Here is a 16,912-nt window from a genome sequence, read left to right on the forward strand (position 1 = left end):
CGAGCTCAATTTATGGGTCCAGACATAAAGCTTTTAGGGCCTGCCCTCGCCGGAATATTGGCGGACAGACTCGGCCCGGTAGAACCAGAGGAAGGCCTCATCTCTTGCGCTGATTTGCGTTCTGTTCAAGGCAGATATGCGGGGGCGATAGGGTACTTTCGTATCAGCGCCGCAAGGCTTCGCCATGATGTTGCACGAATGCAACCTCACCTTCGGCGCAACGTTGAGGGCGAAATGAACCACGAGCCCAAAATGACCGACGGCCGAGGCCCGCCGCACGAAGACGACGCCTTCCGCGAGGCCGTGCGCAAAACCGCCTACTTCCTCTGGGAACAGGCTGGCCGCCCGCACGGCCGGCACGAGGATTATTACCTCCGCGCCCTCGACCAGCACCGCCGCGAGCGGCAATACGACCAGTGGCTGGAGGACGGCCCGGACGGCGACTGAGACCCCGCCCGGCGACGCCGCGCCGCGGCCCATTCGCCGCGACGCCCCTGCAATCGGCGCCCGACCGGGTGCGCGACACCGACGGGCTCTCCAGTACCGACGGCCTTGCGGTCGCGGCCTGCGGGTGACGTTACGCCAGCACCTGCTCCAACAGCGTTGCGATGTTGAGAACCGGCACGGCCTGCCCCTTCAGGCTGTCGACCAGGCACTTCTGCATTTCGGTGCCGCTCAGCACCCCGAGGCCTGCCTGCTTGCGCTTGGCCTGGGCCAGCGAGAGCGCCCCGGCGACGATCGAGGAGGCGGCCGAGGTGCCACCGAAGCTGCTGTAGAGCGCACGCATCGGCACCACCTGCTGCGGGGTGGCGTCGGGCAGCGTGCGGCCCGGCACGTCGATGGCGAGCACCGCGTACGGAAGGTAGGTGTTCTCGGCTGGCCGCACGAACGGTTGCTGTGCGATCCAGGCGGCGTCGCGGCCGGCCAGATCGAACAGCGCGAGCGGGTCGCCATTTGTCTGGTCGATCCGTTCCTCGTCATCGCTGGGCGCATAGACCGTGACACCGGTCTGCGGCGTGCCGTTCGAGTAGGACGAGGGCTCGCCGTCGGCGTTGACGGCGCCGACGATGATCGCGTCGGTGAGCGGGTTCTGCTTCTGGTGGGCCAGCGAGGCCGGATAGGTGGGCACCGCCCTGCCCTCGTTGCCGGCGGCCAGCACCACCGGCCGCCAGGCCGCCACGGCCTGCAGCAGCGCAACGAACAGCTGCTTGTCGTTCTTCAGCGTGGCGTCGGAGTCGATCCGGGTGGCGCGCAGGTCGTGCAGCGCCGGCGGTTTCCATGCACCAGGCTTGCCGTCAGGAGTTCCGTCGTCACGCTGTTGGTCGAGCACGAGGTCGTTCACCGCACGCGGCATCAGGATGACGTCGGCCTCGACCATCACCGCATGCATCAGGGCTGCAATGATCGGCCGGATTTCGTGACTGTAGGGCGTGGCGATCGGGATGATCGTCGCGAACGGGTTGACACCGTAATAGGGCAGCACTGTCGGCCGTTCCTTGCCCCCGTCGGTGAGGCGGCCGGCAACCAACCCGGCGCAGGCCGTGCCGTGACCGGCAAAGTTGTTCGCCGGGTCCTCGGTCTGCACGTGGTCGGGCAGGCGGTCGGTCAATTCGTCGGCGATCTCCTGCAGGGCAAGCGCATCGGCCGGGACATCGAGGGATTTCAGTATCTGGTCGAGGCGCCACTTGCCCTTCCTGCGCTCCTCCCGAATGTCGTCGGCGTCATCTTTGCTGTAGACGCCACCCACCGGCATCAGGGCCATGTCCACGCCGTGCCGGATGGCACTGGCCGGCAGGTTGGGATGACGCGTCGTGCAGCCGCTGTCGATGATCGCGACGGTCGAGTACGGCAGCTCGTCCTGCCAGTACGGCCAACCATAGCCTTCTCCCGGCTCATACTCGATCGACTTGTCGATCGGGCCGTTACCGCGCTCGATGACGCCGATCTGCTCGAGGTGCCACAGGTAAAAGATCGGCAGCCAGCCCCCTGGCTTGCCATTCTTGGGATCGGGCTCACGCCAGAAACGGTTACTGCTCATGTTCGGTTACCGCCATTCGGCCAGGGCGCTGCCAATTTCGCGCCTGAGGAAGTTGACGAGATAGGGTGAGAAGCGTTGCGCCAGGCGCCGGCCAGCCCGCGTGTCCGACGGATAGTGGAGCCCGGCATATTCGCGGTTCTCGGCCACGCGCTGCGCCACATAAAACAGCTCGGCGCTACCGGGATGTTCGGGAAGAATGCGCGAAAACACCTCGGCGACGCTGAACATCTGGAACGAGTGGTTGGACGGAAACGCCTGGTGCGGCGGGATATCGAGGAACGGCCTGAGGCGCGGATCGACCGCGTTGGGTCGTGGCCGATCGATGATGCGCTTATAGAAATAGCCGACCCGTTCGGCCGTCTCGAACACCAGGTCGATCAGCGCCTCGGTGTCGGGATAGCCGCCATTGTCGATGCCGAGCGGGCGATAGATATCCGACAGGTCGCTCATGTCGGCCTGGCGCAGGATCTCCTCCTGGCGGGTCTTGTCGGTGGTCAGGTGCACCTGCATGAGGCGCATTTCTTCGATCTCGAGCGCCGTCTCGTCCGGGTTCGGCGGCAGACGGTCGAGCAGTTTCTCGAAGGGCAGCAGGCCCCCGGCCGATCCCTCGAACAGCGCCTTCACCACCGACCACGATTGCAGCACCGCACCGCCCTGCGGCGCCCCGTCGCTGTCGAACCTCGAGCGCGAACGTGAGCGCGACCTGGAGCGCGAACGCGACCTGGAGCGTGAGCGGGAGCGCGAACGGGAGCGCGACAGGGCGGCAATCATGCCGGATGAACGTCCGGCGAACGGCACCGCGGCCGCCATCCGCGGGATCAGGTCACCGTCCGCGGTCCACAGAATCTCGTCGGGAATATTGAATACCGGATCGTCTTCAGCCATGGCAGCTCCCCCCAAAAGCTCCAGCATACTATTGACGATCATTGAGACTTTTCGGCACGGACGTGACAAGCCGCTTAATCTGCGATGATCCCACCGAGCACCGTTTTTGTTGTCTTGCGCGGCAGAGTTGCAACACGTCCGCACTCTGGGTAAATCTAGCTCGCCAAAACTATTCCGTTCCGATCGTTCTTTTTCGTGACGACATTCGACGTCCGCATGTCTTTCCGGCAACGAAGACATACGGCTGTCGTTGATTTTCCTTGGCTTTTGCGTAAGGTCGACAATTGCCGGGGAAGTAGCAAGCAAGATGGACGCGGAACGGCAATTCAAGCTTGGACTCATCGGCGTCTTTCGGCTTGAGCATCAGGGACGAGAGGTCGCAGTCTCGAGCCGCAAGGCGCGCGCCCTGCTGGCCGTTCTCGCGCTCGCGCCGCACGGCGAACGCTCGAGAGTGTGGCTGCAGGATACCCTGTGGTCGCGCTCGGAGCGGTCGGAGGCGCAGGGCAGCCTGCGCCGCGAGCTCTCCAGCATCCGGCAGGTATTGGGCGATCTGACCGAAGCCCTGCTCGAGGTCGGCCGCGAAGCCATCCGGCTGCGGCTCGAGCGTTGCGAGGTCGATGCGCTCGAAAGACCGATCCCCAGCGGATCGACCTTGCTGGAGGGCCTCGACCTGCCGGGGGCCGAAGGCTTCGAGGATTGGCTGCGGGCCGAGCGGCTGAGCGAGCGGCACAGTGTGGCGGCCCCGGTCCGAACCGCTGGCAGCAGTACGGTAAGCCCCGCCACCCATCTGCTGGTCACCCTGCATCTCGACATCGACCGCACACCTTCGGGGCCGGTGGCGCTGGTCCCGGATATGGTGGCGCAGGCAATCGCGGCCGGCCTGTCGGAGTCGGGGTTCGTGCGCGCCAGCATTGTCGAGCGCCCGCAGGGCCGGCCTGTCGGCCCTGCCATCGCCCCCGATATCGAGCTGCATATCAGGGCGACAGCGGCGGGCGATGCATCATGGGTAGTCGTCGTGGCGCACCGCTTCAGCGATGGCGCGCTGCTGATGAGCCGGCAGGACGGCATCAGCACCAGCGGCGGCTGGGCCGCCACCAATGGCCGCGTCGGCACATTCGCCGGTCAGTGTGTCGACCAGTTGCTGCGCGAAGCGCTGCTGCGCCCCCCGCGGCAGGACGAACTGCACATGACGCGCCGGGCGGCGTTCGCAGCGGTCGAGCAGATGTTCAGCCTCAACCCCGCGGACGTCATTCGCAGCAGGGATACCTGGGCCAGTGTCAGGGAGTACCGGGAGAACGGCATCTTCAACGCCTGGCAGGCCTACCAGGCGGTATTTCTCGCCGATCCGGGCCACGGCTACAATTACCGGCTGACGCTCGAGGAATGCCGCGAGAACCTCAACCGGGCGCTGGCGGAGGAGCCCTATAACGGGCTGGTGCTGTCCTTGTGCGCGCATGTCGAGGCGTTCCTGTTCCGCGACTTTTCCACTGCGTGGGATCTGATCGACCGCGCCGGCCTCACCGGCACGCGGCACGTCATGTATTACGATGCCCTGTCGCTGCTGCGGTTCTATTCGGGTCGCTACGACGAGGCGCGCGAAAGCGCCACGACAGCCCTGCTGACCGGCCGCAATCTCTCCTACCGCTATGCTTTCGCCACCACCCTGCTGATGATTGAGGGTTTGGCCGGCAACCACCAGGCGGCAATCGCGCATGGCCGCCGCGCGCTGCAGCTCGAGCCGGCCAACCGCCAGCTCTCCTACCCGCCGATCCTGCGCTATCTCGGCGCGACGCTCGCCCATGCCGGCCAGGTCGATGAGGCCCGCGCGCTGTTCGGGCAGCTGCCGGAAGCCGAACGCCTCGCCGGTACGAGCAACGCCGTCGAAGCGCCGCTCGATGCCTTGCCCAGCGCCGACAGCGCCCTGTTCGTGAAATCCGCCTTGCGCCTCGTTGGCGTGTAAGCGACCGCCGGCCCCATCAGGCGGCCCGATCGTGACCCGTTCCTAGCAAAGTTTTCCCCCCGCGCACGCCGTTTTCACGGTCGGCGGGCGCCGCTTTCACGATCGTCGGACCTGCCGCGCCCTATTACCGCAAGCATCGCAACCGCAGGCAGGGCGCTTGGCACCATGATCACCTATCGCGGCTCGGCCGCCGACCATCGGCTGGAAACGATCGAGCCGGCCGAACACCCCTCGCGCGAGCTGGAACCGGCGCCGTACCCAAGCCCCTATCGCCAGCCGAGGCGGCACCTTCCCACCCCGGCACTGGCGACGTCGCAACTGCGCAAGGAGGCCGCGCTGAGCTACGAGAACATCTGCCCCGATGGGCATAGCGCCTGCATCATCGTCGATCCGAACCACCTGATCCTGCGCTACGCCAATGTTCAGGGGCGGGCGCTCCTGCACAAGCGGTACCCTGCCCGGCTCAACCGCGGCGTGGTCGAGATCACCTCGGAGCGCGGTGCGCTGCTGGTGCGCGATGCCCTGCGACAGGTGCGCGAAACCGCCAACCCCATGCTTGTCGTTTCGGACGGCGAGCTCGGCGCATTCTCGGTCAGCATCTCGTTATGGGCGCCACCCGAGCAGCTGCGTTCCGGCGCCAGCGTCGCCATCCTCGATTTCCGCGTCGGCGCGTTCGAGCTGTCGCGCCATCAGCTCTGGGCCATCGGCATGGGCTTCAGCCTTACCGAGGCGGAGACGGCGGTGCTGGGACACCTGGTCGAGGGGCTCACGCTCACCCAGATTGCGCTGGCCCGCCGCGTCGAGCTCGAGACGGTGCGCAGCCAGTGCAAGACGGTCCTCGCCAAGATGGGCTGCCACCGCCAGGTGGACCTGGTGCGCCTGATGATCTCGCTATGTGCCGGCGCTACGTTCGTCGAGGGAGCCTGAGATGCTGCAGCGCGCTCCCAACCCATTGCCGACCCCCGGGGGGCGGGCGATGGCCCGCAGCTGGGTTGGCGCCGGGCTCGTCACCATCATCGTCACCAGTATCGCCTCGAACCTGGTGCTGCTGGCCGGGCCGATCTTCATGCTGCAGGTCTACGACCGGATCCTGCCCAGCCGATCGCTGCCGAGCCTGTTGTCGCTCTCCCTGCTGGTCGCCGCGGTTTATGGCTTTTACGCGCTGGTCGAGCTCATCCGCATGCGCATCGCCAGCCGCCTTGGCCGCGCCTTCGAGGATGCGCTGATGCCGCGCATCGTCAATGCCGTGCTCGAGGGTAAGCAGGCCCGAGGCTCCGATCCCTTCGCCGATGCCGATGCGGTGCGCGCCTTCGCCTCGGGGCCGGGCCCGACCGTACTGCTCGATCTGCCCTGGCTGCCGCTCTATCTGGGCCTCATCTTCCTGATGCACCCGCTGCTCGGCCAGGTGACGCTGGCCGGCATTCTCGCCACTGTGGGGCTGCTGGTGGTGCACGAGTTCCGCGCCCGTGGGCCGGCGACTGCCGTCGCCGACGCGGCGCTGCGGCGTGGCGCGACGCTGAGCGAGATCCGGCACGGCACCGAGGCCATTCGCGCCATGGGGCTGCAACCGCCATTGACGCAGCGTCTTACCGCGATCGTTGCCGATCTGGGCGCCGCCACCGCGGGCGCCAGCGACCGCGCCGCGCTCTATTCCTCGTTCACCCGCGGCACCCGGCTGATGCTGCAATCGGCAGTGCTCGCCACCGGCGCATTCCTCGTGATCAGCGGCGAGTCGACGGCCGGGATCATCATTGCCGCCTCCATCCTCTCGTCCCGCGCGGTGGCGCCGGTCGAGCAGGCGGTCAGTCATTGGCGCAGCTTTGTTGCCGCCCGCCAGGCCTTGCGGCGGCTGCTTCCGGCGCTGGCGCAAAGTGAACGCCAGGCACGGCAGGTCCTCCTGCCGGCGCCGCAGCAGCGCCTCGAGGTCATCGACCTCGCCGTCGCCACACCGGAGGGGCGGGTCGTCGTCGGCGGCATCAGCTTCGAGCTCGTCGCCGGCGATGCGCTTGGTATCATCGGGCCATCGGGTTCGGGAAAGTCGTCGCTCGGCCGCGCGCTGGTGGGGGTGTGGCCGGCCCGCACCGGCGAGGTTCGCTTCGATGGGCAACCGCTTGCCCACTACGATCCGTCGATCCTTGGCGCGGCGACAGGCTATCTGCCACAGGATGTCGGCCTGCTCTCGGGCAGCATCGCCGACAATATCTCGCGCTTTCAGGCCGGCGCCTCGGCAGCGGTGCAGACGGCGGCCGCCGCGGCGGGAGTTCAGATGCTCGTCGCCGGCCTCGCCGACGGCTACGAAACACCGGTGGGCGAGCGTGGCGGCGCTCTGTCGGCCGGGCAGCGCCAGCGCATCGGCCTCGCCCGCGCCCTCTATGGCCAGCCCTTCCTCATCGTGCTCGACGAGCCGAACGCCAACCTCGACGCGCCCGGTGAGGCGGCGCTCGCCGCCGCCATCCTCGGCGCCCGGGCCCGCGGGGCGATCGTCATCGTCATTGCTCACCGGGCGAGCGCCCTCACCGCCGCCAACAAGCTGCTGCTGCTGGCCGAGGGCCGGCAGGCGATGTTCGGCCCCAAGGAGGCCGTGCTGGGCCACCTCAATGGCAGCCAGGCCGGAGCCGGCAATGCGGGACGGAGCCATGCCGATGTCAACTGATCGCGCGCCCTCCGGCCAGGGGGCGAAAAGCCTGCAGCTGCACGTCTTTGCGGGCGCTGCCCTGCTCGTCGGCTTTGCCGGCGGACTCGGCTGGTGGAGCGCCTCGACCACCATTTCGGGCGCCGTCGTCGCCTCGGGCACCATTGTGGTCGAGGGGGGCGCCCGGCGGGTCCAGCACCCCGATGGCGGCGTCATCGCCGAGATCCTCGCCGCCGATGGCGACCACGTGCTGGCCGGCGCCGTGCTGTTCCGCCTCGATGCAACCTCGGTCATGGCGAGCCGCAACATCGTCCTCGCGCAGTTGCGCGACACCTTCGCCCGGCTGGCGCGCCTCGCGGCCGAGCTCGAGGGATCGCCGATGCCGGTGCTGGTCGAAACCACGCCCGCGGCGCTGGCCGGAGCCGATCTTGCCGCACTGCTCGAAACCCAGCATGCGTTCATGCAGGCGCGTGCGGCGGTCCAGCAGAGCCGCCATGCCCAGATCGTCGAGCAGATCAACCAGCTCGACGAAAAGATCGGCGGGCTCGCAGCGCAACGCACCGCCAGCCAGGGGCAACTGACCCTCCTCGCCGTCGAGCGCCGCGACCTCGAGGCGCTGCGGGCCGATGGGTTGGTCGAGCAGAGCCGGATCAACGACATCGCGCAGCGCCAGCTGCAGCTCGAGGGGAGCATCGGCCAGGTCGCCGCCGGCATCGCCGAAGCGCGCGCCACCATTGCCGAGCACCGGGCCCTGCTCGCCGCCGAAGCCGATACACGGCGCGCCGAGATCATCGGCGAGCAGCAAACCACCCGCGCCGAGATCGCCCAGCTGCTGCAGCAGCAGGTGGCGCTCGACAGCCAGTTGGCGCGGCTCGAAGTCCGCGCCCCGATCACCGGGATCGTGCACGGCTCGACCATTCACACGGTCGGCGGCGTGGTCGGCGCCGGCGAAACAGCGATGCTGGTGATCCCGCCGGTCAACGGCGCAACCGTCGAGGCTCGCATCAGCCCGCTCGATGTCGAGGCGGTGGGCGCGGCGCAGCACGTGCTGCTGAAATTTCCCGGCATCGAAACCCGCTACAGCCCCGACCTCGAGGCCGAGGTGAAATCGGTGAGCCCCGACCTCACGACTGATGCCTCAGGCGCGCTGCAATATTACGTCGCCCGCATCATCGTGCCGGCCGAGCAACTCGACCGCCTGCCCGGCCACATCCCCCTGGTCGCCGGCATGCCCGTCAACGCCTTCATCCGCACCACCGACCGCACGGTGCTGGAGTTCCTCAGCAAGCCGCTGACGGATTTGCTGGGCCGGGCATTTCGGGAGGATTGAGGGAGGCACACTCCGAGGGGGAACCGCTACGCAAATATAACGACCTCCGTTGATGTTCAATATCAAGTGCAGAATGGAGATTCGACATTGATGAGCATTGACATTCATACTCTATATTCACTCACAACCTACTGTACGTCAGCGCGCTCGTATCCATCTTGAGCAGCACCACAGGAACCCCTTCGGAGATCACAATGACGCCGAGCCTGTCTTCACACAAAGCTATCCGCCTCGTTGGGCGCATAGATACTGGCGCCGCTGCTGCACTTCTGACGACAACATTGATCTTGCTGGATATTTCGGCCTACGCCCAAGATCGGTTGGTCGAAGCGATCCCAATTAATGGTGGCAAATGTCACCTCCTGCAAAGTGTGCTGGCGCAGCCTGTCGATGGCTATCGGGACGAGACGATCATTGATGTCGTCTGCCCAGCGCCCGACCGACCCAAGGTTTCTGTCAAATACCTCGCGCTGAACGCAGTTCAGAGTAGCTTGCTGTTAGTCGGTTACGCTGACGAGACACTCAGCCTGCTTATCGGCAAACAGCCGAGGGTCGCAAAGAACGAGGTCTTCAAACGACTCGAAGATCTATATGAAAATTACGCGTCACGCTCGACTGGCGAGGAGTACCTGGGAGCCGATGTCTCGCTGGCTGATGGCCGAACCGAGATCACTTCATTGGGCTATACATCAATTCAGTCGCTTCCGCAGCCTGTTGTGGACAAGATGCGACTGCCGACATTTGAGCGACAACTCGTGTGGCCGGATCAGGCGGCAGCTGATGCCTTTCTTGGCACGAGCGGATGGCCGTCAAATTACTCGTACCACCTGACGCACTCACGGGACGCCACGACCAGGCAAGCGGTGCGCGAGCTCGATCAAAGCTTGCTGCAACGAACAGAGGATCCAGTCGATGTCATATCGAGCTGTCTCTCCTTCGCACGGTACATCAGTGACGAAGAGTTCAGCGGATATTGGCTGCGCATCGATCGTCTCGCGCAGGACCTGATCCTGCAAGGCAGGGGGCTCAACGACGTCATGGGGTTGGATTCAGGCTCTGTTGGGGCGGATGCCAAAGCGCTCCTGGAACAGGACGCGCCAAGTCCATCCTACGACCTAATTGACCACGTCACCTCGGGTTACTTCCCCTCCGACTTCTTGCTCGCGGTGGGTTCCACGGTGTCCGGGGATATGGAGGGCGGGTGTGCCGGATACGTGGGCGGGTTGAATATGTACGCTGTGCCCCGTGAACTGAAGACGATCGTAGCGGTGATCTCCGCAGTCGACGACCCGGTCGTCCTCGATGGGGCCTTCGTGAAACTGGACAGCCAAACCTCGCTGCGCGCTGAAACAAGCTTCGACGCCGGACGCCCGGTTCGCACCGGGCAAATGATCCTGAATGCCAACGAGGGAAGCACCTACGTTGTGCCCCTTGGAATCGAATTCCAGTATCAGAGGGAAGAGCTGAACAGCGTCCAGGGCGGAGGCCCAATTCCCCATGAGGCGGCGTTGGCGCTCTCGCGGAAGTACCGCAGTACGGAGCTGGAATATCGAGTCTGTACTGGCGAAACCTGCAAGACCCTGAGCCCGAAAAAATTGGGAGACATTCCCCTTTCGTCGCCTTTGACCCCGACACCTAGCTACTCCTACGGAGAGGCGGTGGAACTGGTCTACATCAACGTCGATGGGAAGCAAGTTACGACCGCGTCCGCGCCCGATATCAGTCTCTACACGACCTGGACCTTTGAGGAGGGGTCGTGCCCCTTTGTCTATTTCGTCATGCAGGATGGCTCGTCTAAATATCACGGTCGCGTTCTTGTGGGGGCGTCCTCGTCTGACCTGGTTCGGGCGGAGCGCATTGCAATTCCGCCCGGCGCCAGAAAGCTCATCGTAAGAGAGCAAGAGCCCGAGGTGACCTACGTTAGCTCGCTAAAGTACAACACCGCGAATGGCATATCAACTTCACTCGGGGCGGCGCCATTTACGCTGTTACCAAGACAAGGCGTGGAGATCGACATCCCAGTTGAGGCAGTGACCCTTGACCTGACGGGATACTACGTGCCTGTACTAGCAGAAATCAACTGACCGAACTCGTGATAGCTGTATCTTTCACGATCATGTCTGACTTCGTTCGCCGCCTTAAGCGAGACAACTAGTCAGAAACGCACCGGAGGATGCGATGAAGAGACGCGAAGTGTCCCTTGGGCTGATGGCGCTGGGGCTCTCTGGGTTTGTACACCGTTCAGTCGCCCAAGACCTGGCAAGCTTTGCCGACCTGCTCTCGCCAGAAGAAACTGGATACGCGGATTTTTCTCAGATCTGGGAGCCGCAGCCGGGAACGACAATAGTGCAAGTCGCGGCGGCTCCAGACCTGCCGGTTGGTTCGGCTGCAAAGTTCTCAACGGTCATGTCCGGCGCGGCTGACTGCGATGGTCTGTTTGGAAGTGCCGGTTTCATCAACTGGTTTAACGATACCGTTGCCAACAAGGGCGCGTGGAAGGGCAAGCGTATCTCGGGAACGCGGGCTGACTTTGACGCCTTCTGGGACCGGTTCGTCGCCGACGCCGGTGCCCGTGACCAGGTCACGGCCATGAGATTCATGGCCTACATGGCGGTCTTTACGAACGAGGTGGGGGGGCAACTCCAGAGCCGGAGTGAGCTTTTTGGCTCTCCTCCAGATCATCCGGGAATTTCCTACCTGTTCGACGCCATACCTGCCGATGGTGTCAAACGGAAGTTCAACAAGGCCTCCTACAACAAGCATAAGAACCTGCAGAACCTACCTGCAGGGAAGCTGTTCAACGACGACGTCTTCCTCAAAGCTCATGGCGACCTCGCGTTGTCGAGCAACCTGGCGAGAACCTCGAACGATGTCTGGTTGGGAACCGACTATCCGAAGGAGGACTATCCCACCAACGGACGTCCCGACGACTGCGGGATCATTCTGGAAACCGATTTCTTCAAGTTCCGTGGCCGAGGCCTGATCCAGACAACGTGGAGGTCAAACTACCGAGGCCTGGTGCGGTTTGTCCAAGGTTACGAAGGGGATGACGCGCTCGTGCGGTCTTTTCGCACCCGTTGGCGCGGGCTTGATCCCGATGAGGTCTGCACGACCAGCACGAACGCGGATTGGGACACGCTGTTTGGCGACGCCGGGAAAGCCGTCTTAGGGCAAGCAATCAGAGAGCACTCGAAACCTACCCACTACAACAGGCTGGCCGACGACGACTCCATCCTAAATGGCAAGGGGATCGGATCACTCATTCGGATGGGCCGGTCGATAGGTGGTTACGCGGGTTATGGCGAACTTCTCAAGCACCGCGTGGGCGATATTGTGCGAGCTTTGTGATGTTCTCAGCAATCCTACTGCTTGCTCAGCACTCGTTTCCCCCGGAGCATGCGTGCTTCACCTCCCGGCGCGACGGCTATTTCGTCAGTCAAAGGCGCCTCTCAGCTATGAATGACGTTGGGGATCCAGGATGACAAAACACAAGTTGCAAGTAGCGGCGTGTTCACTCTCGTTTCTGATTGCAGCCGCGGCGCCGGCACTAGGGGGCGAAACCGAAGCCTGCATCTACAAGCAGTATGGCCCCGGCGTTGCCATGGTGCTCTTCGAGTATACCGCTAAGGACGGGACCAGCGGATTTACCTTCGGCAGTGGTTTTGTCGTCAGCAAGGAGGGTTACATCATCACCTCACTGCATGTCCTCAGGCCACCCAAGGTGGACGCGGTTGCAGAGGCAGACATCGCTCAAAGAAAATATCGGGTGCGCCTTGGATCATACGAGGCTTCGGCTCTGTCGGCGAGCTTGGAGTACTCTGACGAAACGAACGACCTGGCACTTCTGAAGATCAGGCAGGACGAGCGGTACACGGTATTGCCAATCGGGAGCAGTACAGGCTTCACCGTTGGGGACGAACTCACCGCTGCCGGGTTCCCATCCGGCGACCTGGACGTCCCGGAGACCAGCCAGATCTCGGCATTAAACACCTATATCGGCCCTCTGACACCGGACCCCAACAATCAGCCGGCGCCTAACGGTTGGTGGCAAACCTCGCTGGCGCTCAATCCCGGCGATAGTGGTGGGCCGGTGTTCGGAGCTGACGGAACAGTTGTAGGCGTCTCGGCGGCTATGCGCGATGATCAGGCGCAGCTCATCAGCTTTGTGGTGCCGATACAAAAGGCCACGCCGCTCCTGGCGCAGGCCGGCGTGGTTTTGCAGACCGAAGGTGCGTGCAAGAAGAATGACAAAGACCTTCAGGAGCTGCAGCAGAAATACGACGCCCTCAAGGCGGAAACCGAGCGGAACACTGGTGCAATCGGCACATTGGGGAATACGACTTTCGACCTCGAGCATCTGTTGCGCGACGCTGTTCCCGGCGGTGCGGTCATGGCTTTTGATCTGGAACAGTGTCCTGCTGGCTGGGGGCGGTTCGAGCCCGCGGTGGCGCGTCGAATTGTTGGCGCCGGCGAGGCCGATGGCGTCGACGATAGGGGGGCGAACCTTTCGAGTTACGTGCTCGGACAAACCGGCGGCGCCGAGGCAACGACACTTTCGGTCGACCAACTGCCACCACACAGCTTCTCGATTTCGGTCGTACAGGACACCAGCAACAACTATTTTAACGGAGACTATGCGATGACGAAGGTCGTTGGAACGCCGCCTGCTCCCCCTAACGGGACTTTGATCAAGTCGGACACGATCGGCAACGGAGCGCCAGTCAGCGTGCGCGATCCTTTCGTCGCACTGACCTATTGCGTAAAAGAGTAGATGTCGGGTGGCCTGCGGCCTGCCTAAATATCGGCGGGCGCGGACGGACTCTTCGGTCATGGCAGCAAGCTCCGGTTCCGCAGGCGAATCGAGCACGCGTCGGCATCGAGGCACGCGAGCCAGCAGCCTATGCGACAGGCAGGCGTGGACACCCCTGGTCCCCGTTGACGACTTGCACAACCCGTAGGTCCACGACAACGCTCCCGAGCGCCATAGCCTCGACGCGGCCGAGCCCGTAGAGTTCGCCGATTAGGTCGACCATCCCCATCTAGCGCCTGGACCGTCGCCTCGCTCAGATCCTCATGAAACCCGAAAGTAATCCATCCGGCTGGTGTATTGGCCCTTGGACTCCTGATCTCCAAGGTCCCCTCCAGGCGAACGGTGACCTCGACATTCGACATCGCTTCCCCCGATCGCATGGTGCTAGCGTTTCTGACTAAGCCGCTGACCGACCTGCTGGGTCGGGTGTTCCGAAAGGATTGAGGCCCCAAGACAAGAGGACACAGGGTGCGAACATCTGCTTTGGCCCCAACCCAACGAAAAGTATCAGCTACCTAGTCCGGGATATCGCTCCGTGCGGCGCAGTGCGCCAGCCGGGTCTCACCGCCCCAGGCGTCGAATGCGGCGCGCGCGGCATCAGCTACGGAGCTTTGGGTGAAGGGAGGCGACATTCCGTTACCGCCAAAGAACACCCAAATGACCCTTCGAGTATCGACAACACCGTCGTAGCGATGCGAGTACTCAACGCCGGGATCGATCGCGAGGCCTGCGACCTGCCGCGCGAGTGCCGGGGTGCCTTCTCCCACCCGCGGACCCGTGTCCCCGACAATAAAGGGAACCGCCACGTTCTTCACGGGGTCGATCGCAACGCCAAATGTACCAACAACCACGCCTCTCGCGGTGAGCGAGGCAGAGCTCCGAATGACACCAGCCGGAATTGTCAGCGGTTCGACGTAACGCCGCTGATCTTCCGGTGGGAAGTGGGGATCGATGAGCGCGGTAGGCGATACGAAGAAGCCGTCCGCCTGCAGCACGGGTACCACACCCTCCACGGTGTTGCTCCCGACCCGCACTCTGCCCTGGCCAAGCACGCCAAACCAACGCACCGCGCCAACGGTAGGGTCATTCCACCCCGCAGCGCCGATGGCTGCAACGTCGGTCATAAACCTGCCAGTGCACGTCTCATTGCTCTCAGATCCCTGGTAGCGGCTACCGTCGGGGAGGAACACCTCGCCTGCATTGCAGAGGTGGATAAGGGCACCACCGGCTCTGTTCTTAAGATGGTAGGCTCGGGCAGAGCCATCGATATTGATGTTCATCTTGGCCCTAAGCACCACGCTTCCGTCTTCGAGGACATTCGCCGCTTGTGAGCCAATGCTGATGCTGCCGACGGAGTCGCATTCGCCAGCGTAACTTGCACCAAAAATGCCAAAGGCCGCCAAAGCCGCCAATATTGCCCGAAGCTGTGTCGAGAACATTCCTGTCTCCTTTTCGTTGCAAACGGTTACTGGTTGCGGTCGGGGTCAGGTTGCGGCAGCGGGCAGCAGCGAATTAGTGCATAGTACCTCTACGCCGAACGCTGACACGCTCACCGTTGATTTCACGGTGGGTTCGTTATGCTCAGTTCGCCGCACTTGTTGGCAGCATCCGTAACAATGGCCGAGATCATCGCGAAATCCCGCATTATCGTTACCTTCTCGATCCCGTTCGGGCCAAAGAATGGTCCGAACACTACGGCCTGCGATTCTGCTGCAGTCACTGCATTCGGATCGACCACAAAGCCGAGGAATGCTGCGACTGCTCCATCGCCAACGGTATCCAGCGCAGCGAGCTTCACCGTTGCTGCGTAACACCCAAAGCGTCGAATTTTCGAGGACGCCAGCGAGTCGACAAGCGCGTCACGGCTCAGAGACCTGTCGCCGCCGCCAGCGAGTTCATCGCTCGTTCTGTCGCTGACCAGAACGCTGTCGGCGAAGAGTGTCGCGAGCACGGCTCGCTGGTGCGCGGCCACCGTTCCGGTACGTCCAGCAGCCGACAGGCTGCTAACGAGGTCAAACAAGCTTCTCTTAACCTTATCGAACGGCGGCTGCGCCCCTGGCGCGGCTTCGTCGACAGGATGCACTGTGTCGACTTCCGGTAGCGTGTACCTTTGCGTCAGGACGTCCACATTGCCCCAGAATCTCTCCGGAAGCTTCGAAAGCAGCTCGATCGCCTGCTCACGTGTCAGGCACTGAAGTATCTCGGATTTGGTGAACTTCGCCCTCAGCGCCAGCTGCAGCTTGGCATAGCCAAGATCGAGCGGCGCATGCATCCCAAGATCATACAATTCCCTGTTGATCGTTAGGCATGTGTCAGAAAACGACGCCTTGTTCAGAGTGAATTTTGCACTTCCGATCTGATCATCAAGGTATTTGGTAAACGCGTACTTTCCATCCTGAACCAAGGACGCAACCGGCCTGACGGTGACTGTCTCGGTGCTGAACGGCGCAGAAATTTCGTATGTCCCGGCCACAAGAGTGGCCGAACCCGCTCGGATTTTGGTTCCTTCATTCAGTGTACTGAGCAAGTCCTGATAGGGCTTTTTCAGGCTCTCGATGCCCGCAGTGAACGTGGTCACCGCGGCGGCCTCGGGAGTGGCACCGAAGAGCGCGAGAAGGGGTGAGGCGAGCTTCAAAGCGCCGGTAATGACCCCAACGACCGGTGATGGTTCAGTAGTCGCAGAGAACGCCGAGGCAATGACCAGGTGGATGTTTGGGCCACCCGCCACAACGACCGTCCGCTTGCAGTCGCTGTCTCGCCACCCAGTATCCTTCGCACTTGTGTACGGATGGACAACGACAAGCGCGTCGGTCGGCAATTGCGTGAGTGAGGGCGTGTCAGCAACATCCTTGAGAGTGATGATCAGCAGGTGAGATGCGGTGTAGTAAGTCCTGCTGAACACCCCGGTGGATTCAAAAACAGTCGGATCCGCGGGTACTTTCGCGCCCTTTGGCGAGCAACTGACATCAATCGCGTATAGCTGCCCATTCTGCATCTCGCCGTTGTTCTCGAGGAGTCTGACGGTTGTCCCATGCCGCAGAGACTGCGCCTCGACCGGCGCGACAACCAACAACCACGCCGATGCAACTATTGAGAGTACTCTGAGAACAACTCGCGCAACTATGCTGAACATCTACCTCTCCTGATCCGTCTGTGAACTGTGGGTGCCGATTGCGCGGCGCCCTGCCGATCCCGTGAGGCCCCGGGCCTGGCGCTGGAGGTCGTTGCGCCAGGCCCGCCGGCCTTGTCACCGTTCG

At 63.3% G+C, this 16,912-nt stretch carries 12 protein-coding genes; 8 read left to right on the forward strand and 4 right to left on the reverse strand.

Features of this window, described 5'->3' with window-relative positions:
• Window positions 1–252: 252 nt before the first annotated feature.
• Complete coding sequence (locus tag ASC89_RS28825; RefSeq protein WP_197421329.1) at window positions 253–447, forward strand: DUF2934 domain-containing protein; 195 nt, start codon at window positions 253–255, stop codon at window positions 445–447.
• A gap of 130 nt (window positions 448–577) precedes the next feature.
• Here the strand turns inward: ASC89_RS28825 and ASC89_RS21335 are convergent, their stop codons facing one another.
• Window positions 578–2,038: a S8/S53 family peptidase gene (locus ASC89_RS21335; protein WP_056001544.1), complete on the reverse strand. Its 1,461-nt coding sequence runs from the start codon at window positions 2,036–2,038 to the stop codon at window positions 578–580.
• 6 nt (window positions 2,039–2,044) lie between these two features.
• Entirely contained in the window at window positions 2,045–2,923 is an 879-nt protein-coding gene (locus tag ASC89_RS21340; protein WP_055883603.1) for a phosphatase PAP2 family protein, read from the reverse strand.
• 307 nt (window positions 2,924–3,230) lie between these two features.
• Here ASC89_RS21340 and ASC89_RS21345 point away from each other — a divergent pair, with 307 nt between their 5' ends.
• The 7 genes from ASC89_RS21345 (at window position 3,231) to ASC89_RS21375 (ending at window position 13,616) form a co-directional block, all read left to right on the forward strand.
• Window positions 3,231–4,883 carry a tetratricopeptide repeat protein gene (locus ASC89_RS21345; protein ID WP_056001547.1) on the forward strand — a complete coding sequence of 551 codons (1,653 nt, stop codon included), beginning with the start codon at window positions 3,231–3,233 and terminating at the stop codon, window positions 4,881–4,883.
• A 165-nt stretch (window positions 4,884–5,048) separates the two neighbouring features.
• Complete coding sequence (locus ASC89_RS21350; RefSeq protein WP_055883610.1) at window positions 5,049–5,810, forward strand: LuxR C-terminal-related transcriptional regulator; 762 nt, start codon at window positions 5,049–5,051, stop codon at window positions 5,808–5,810.
• Between the two features lie 49 nt (window positions 5,811–5,859).
• Window positions 5,860–7,536, forward strand: a complete 1,677-nt coding sequence (locus tag ASC89_RS21355) for a type I secretion system permease/ATPase (protein ID WP_082533536.1) — start codon at window positions 5,860–5,862, stop codon at window positions 7,534–7,536.
• Window positions 7,526–8,845 (forward strand): HlyD family type I secretion periplasmic adaptor subunit, encoded by a 1,320-nt coding sequence (locus tag ASC89_RS21360; protein ID WP_162247975.1) that lies wholly within the window; start codon window positions 7,526–7,528, stop codon window positions 8,843–8,845. The genes ASC89_RS21355 and ASC89_RS21360 overlap by 11 nt, the downstream gene beginning before the upstream one ends.
• A 194-nt stretch (window positions 8,846–9,039) precedes the next feature.
• Window positions 9,040–10,929, forward strand: a complete 1,890-nt coding sequence (locus tag ASC89_RS21365; RefSeq protein ID WP_056001554.1) for a hypothetical protein — start codon at window positions 9,040–9,042, stop codon at window positions 10,927–10,929.
• Window positions 10,930–11,023: 94 nt separating this feature from the next.
• A complete protein-coding gene (locus ASC89_RS21370) occupies window positions 11,024–12,193 on the forward strand; it encodes a hypothetical protein (protein ID WP_056001557.1) in 1,170 nt (389 codons plus the stop codon).
• A 130-nt stretch (window positions 12,194–12,323) separates the two neighbouring features.
• Complete coding sequence (locus ASC89_RS21375; protein WP_056001561.1) at window positions 12,324–13,616, forward strand: trypsin-like peptidase domain-containing protein; 1,293 nt, start codon at window positions 12,324–12,326, stop codon at window positions 13,614–13,616.
• A gap of 554 nt (window positions 13,617–14,170) precedes the next feature.
• On the opposite strand, the gene ASC89_RS21380 is transcribed toward ASC89_RS21375, so the two are convergent.
• On the reverse strand, window positions 14,171–15,094 hold the full coding sequence (locus ASC89_RS21380; RefSeq protein ID WP_056001564.1) for a hypothetical protein: 924 nt from the start codon (window positions 15,092–15,094) through the stop codon (window positions 14,171–14,173).
• 122 nt (window positions 15,095–15,216) lie between these two features.
• Entirely contained in the window at window positions 15,217–16,788 is a 1,572-nt protein-coding gene (locus tag ASC89_RS21385; protein ID WP_056001567.1) for a hypothetical protein, read from the reverse strand.
• Between the last annotated feature and the right edge of the window lie 124 nt (window positions 16,789–16,912).

It is taken from the genome of Devosia sp. Root413D1, from assembly GCF_001425235.1.
Classification (GTDB): domain Bacteria; phylum Pseudomonadota; class Alphaproteobacteria; order Rhizobiales; family Devosiaceae; genus Devosia_A.

Bases quoted from the DNA above. Each gene is read 5' to 3' on its own strand.
- ASC89_RS28825 (WP_197421329.1), top strand. From the start codon at position 253: ATGACCGACGGCCGAGGCCCGCCGCACGAAGACGACGCCTTCCGCGAG.
- ASC89_RS21335 (WP_056001544.1), bottom strand. From the start codon at position 2,038: ATGAGCAGTAACCGTTTCTGGCGTGAGCCCGATCCCAAGAATGGCAAG.
- ASC89_RS21340 (WP_055883603.1), bottom strand. From the start codon at position 2,923: ATGGCTGAAGACGATCCGGTATTCAATATTCCCGACGAGATTCTGTGG.
- ASC89_RS21345 (WP_056001547.1), top strand. From the start codon at position 3,231: ATGGACGCGGAACGGCAATTCAAGCTTGGACTCATCGGCGTCTTTCGG.
- ASC89_RS21350 (WP_055883610.1), top strand. From the start codon at position 5,049: ATGATCACCTATCGCGGCTCGGCCGCCGACCATCGGCTGGAAACGATC.
- ASC89_RS21355 (WP_082533536.1), top strand. From the start codon at position 5,860: ATGGCCCGCAGCTGGGTTGGCGCCGGGCTCGTCACCATCATCGTCACC.
- ASC89_RS21360 (WP_162247975.1), top strand. From the start codon at position 7,526: ATGTCAACTGATCGCGCGCCCTCCGGCCAGGGGGCGAAAAGCCTGCAG.
- ASC89_RS21365 (WP_056001554.1), top strand. From the start codon at position 9,040: ATGACGCCGAGCCTGTCTTCACACAAAGCTATCCGCCTCGTTGGGCGC.
- ASC89_RS21370 (WP_056001557.1), top strand. From the start codon at position 11,024: ATGAAGAGACGCGAAGTGTCCCTTGGGCTGATGGCGCTGGGGCTCTCT.
- ASC89_RS21375 (WP_056001561.1), top strand. From the start codon at position 12,324: ATGACAAAACACAAGTTGCAAGTAGCGGCGTGTTCACTCTCGTTTCTG.
- ASC89_RS21380 (WP_056001564.1), bottom strand. From the start codon at position 15,094: ATGTTCTCGACACAGCTTCGGGCAATATTGGCGGCTTTGGCGGCCTTT.
- ASC89_RS21385 (WP_056001567.1), bottom strand. From the start codon at position 16,788: ATGTTCAGCATAGTTGCGCGAGTTGTTCTCAGAGTACTCTCAATAGTT.